General features: G+C 65.4%; 2 protein-coding genes. Both read left to right on the forward strand.

Translation table 11 applies throughout. The features are described from left to right. Window positions 1-99 precede the first annotated feature (99 nt). On the forward strand, window positions 100-1596 hold the full coding sequence (gene istA / locus ACEWQ0_RS04640; RefSeq protein WP_476484661.1) for an IS21 family transposase: 1497 nt from the start codon (window positions 100-102) through the stop codon (window positions 1594-1596). Next, complete coding sequence (istB, locus tag ACEWQ0_RS04645; protein ID WP_476484662.1) at window positions 1589-2344, forward strand: IS21-like element helper ATPase IstB; 756 nt, start codon at window positions 1589-1591, stop codon at window positions 2342-2344. The genes istA and istB overlap by 8 nt, the downstream gene beginning before the upstream one ends. The last annotated feature ends 87 nt before the right edge of the window (window positions 2345-2431 follow it).

A 2431-nucleotide genomic window follows, 5' to 3' on the forward strand; every position in this document is an offset into this window, starting at 1 on the left:
TATTGAACGACAATTACTTTGGCCGGTCGGCGACAACTATTTTGGCCGGTTGCCACTAAGCTTGGCCGTTTGTTCACTGCACCCGGAAAGGGGTTTTGGATGGCGGCCACCGAGCAACAGGTCAAAGTATTCATGGACGAGAGAAAAGCAGGTAAGGGCCAGGTCGCTGCAGCGGCGAAGGCCGGGATTTCCGAGCGCACCGGCCGTCGGATCGAGCGAGAAGGCAGGCGGGGTCGCAAGCCACGCCACTGGCGAACGCGCAGTGACCCGTTCGAGGCGGTGTGGGATGAGGTTGCCGAGCAATTAGCTCTCCAGCCTTCGCTACAGGCCCTGACACTGCTGGAGTGGCTGCAGGAGCGCTACCCGGAGGCCTATCCGGATTCTCTGCTGCGTACCCTGCAGCGCCGGGTCAAGGCGTGGCGGGCCCAGCATGGGCCGGACAAGGAAGTCATGTTCCCGCAAGTCCACGCGCCGGGTCGGCGCGGCCTGTCGGACTTCACCTGGCTCAAGGACACGGTGGTCACTATCCGCGGGGTGGTGCTGGTCCATGTGCTCTACCACTTCCGACTGGCCTTCAGCGGCTGGTGTCATGTCCGCGTGGTGTTCGGCGGCGAGAGCTTCACGGCGCTGGCCGAAGGACTGACTGAGGCACTCGAGACGCTCGGTGGCGTGCCGGCTGAGCACCGCACCGACAGCCTCTCGGCGGCCTACTGCAACCTGGACCAGGCGGCGCAGGAGGATATGACCGAGCGCTACCAGGCGCTGTGCCAGCACTATGGCATGGAGGCCTCGCGCAATAACCGCGGCCGCGGTCACGAGAACGGCGCCATCGAGTCCCCGCATGGTCATCTCAAGCGCCGGATCCGGCAGCGCCTAGCGCTGCGCGGGTCATCGGACTTCGACAGCGTTGAGGCCTACCGGGCCTTTATCGACTCGGTCGCCGCTGGCATCAACAAGCGCAACGCCGAGCGCATCCGCGCCGAGCGCGAGCACTTGGCCCCGCTGCCCTTCCAGGCCGGCGTCAACTACACCGAGGCGATCGTTCGGGTCACCAGCTCGAGTACCTTCACACTGCGCCGGGTGCTCTACTCGGTACCGGCGCGGTTGATCAATGAGCGTCTGCGGATCCACCTCTATGACGATCGGCTCATCGTCCATCATGGCGCGACCGAGCTGATGACGCTCAAGCGACTGCGCCCCGGCCCGGACGGTGCCCGGGTACGCAGTATCGACTACCGCCACGTCATCGGTTGGCTGGTTCGCAAGCCCCGCGCCCTGGCGGGCCTGGCTTTCCGCGACGAGCTGCTGCCCGACGCCAACTGGCGGTCGATCTATCAGCAACTGAGACAGGAGCTGCCCCTTCAGGAAGCCTGCAAACGGGTGGTCGGCGGGCTGAAGCTGGCCGCCGATGAGGATCGTGCCGCGACGATCGGAGCCTGGTGGCTTGCCGCCCTGGAAGCCGGTGACAGTCCCACCCTGATCGAACTGCAGGAACGCTTCCGGGTACGCCCCGGCCGGGTTCCGGCGAGCCAGTCCGTGCCCCAGCACGCCCTGGCCGACTACGATGGCCTGATCCGGGAGGCGTGTCATGGTTGATGCCGCTGCCTTGCCTGTCCTGCTGCGGCAGCTTCGGCTGCCGACCATGGTCGCCTGCTGCGACGAGGTCACTGACCGGGCCATCGAGCACGGCTGGTCGCTCAAGCAAGCGCTGGCCACACTGTGCGAGTACGAGTTGGCCGAGCGTGAGCAGCGCCGTCTGCAGCGCCATCTTCACGACGCCCGACTGCCGGCTGGCAAGACCCTGGCCACGTTCGACATGGCGACTGTCGACCCATCACAGCGCCAGCGCCTGACGACCCTGGCCCATGACCGGACCTGGATCGATCAGACCGCCAACCTGCTGCTGTTCGGCGCCTCCGGCCTGGGCAAGAGCCACCTTGCCGCCGCCGTCGGCCATGCCCTGATCGAGCAGGGGCTGCGGGTCCGCTACTACCCGGCGTCCAGCCTCGTCCAGGAGCTGCAGGCCGCCAAACAGAACCTGTCGCTAGCCGACGCCCTGGCCAAGCTGGACAAGTACCGGCTGCTGATCATCGACGACATCGGCTATGTACAGCGCACCGAGGCCGAGACCTCCGTGCTGTTCGAGTTGATTGCTCACCGCTACGAGTCAGGCAGCCTGCTGATCACCTCCAACCACCCGTTCAGCGCCTGGGACAGCATCTTCCCGGACAACATGATGGCCGTGGCCGCCGTCGACCGCCTGGTCCACCACGCCGACATCATCGAACTGACCGGCGAGAGCTACCGAAAACGCGCCCAAGCCGCCCGCAGAAAGGAGAAATAGCACCGGCAATCAAAGGCAGGTCAGAAACACTCACCGACCGGCCAATTTAGTTGTCGCCAACCGGACAAAGTAGTTGACGTCAGACAG

The organism is Wenzhouxiangella sp. YN9, from assembly GCF_056324165.1.

Coding starts and splice junctions, on each gene's coding strand:
- istA (WP_476484661.1), top strand. CDS start 100: ATGGCGGCCACCGAGCAACAGGTCAAAGTATTCATGGACGAGAGAAAA.
- istB (WP_476484662.1), top strand. CDS start 1,589: ATGGTTGATGCCGCTGCCTTGCCTGTCCTGCTGCGGCAGCTTCGGCTG.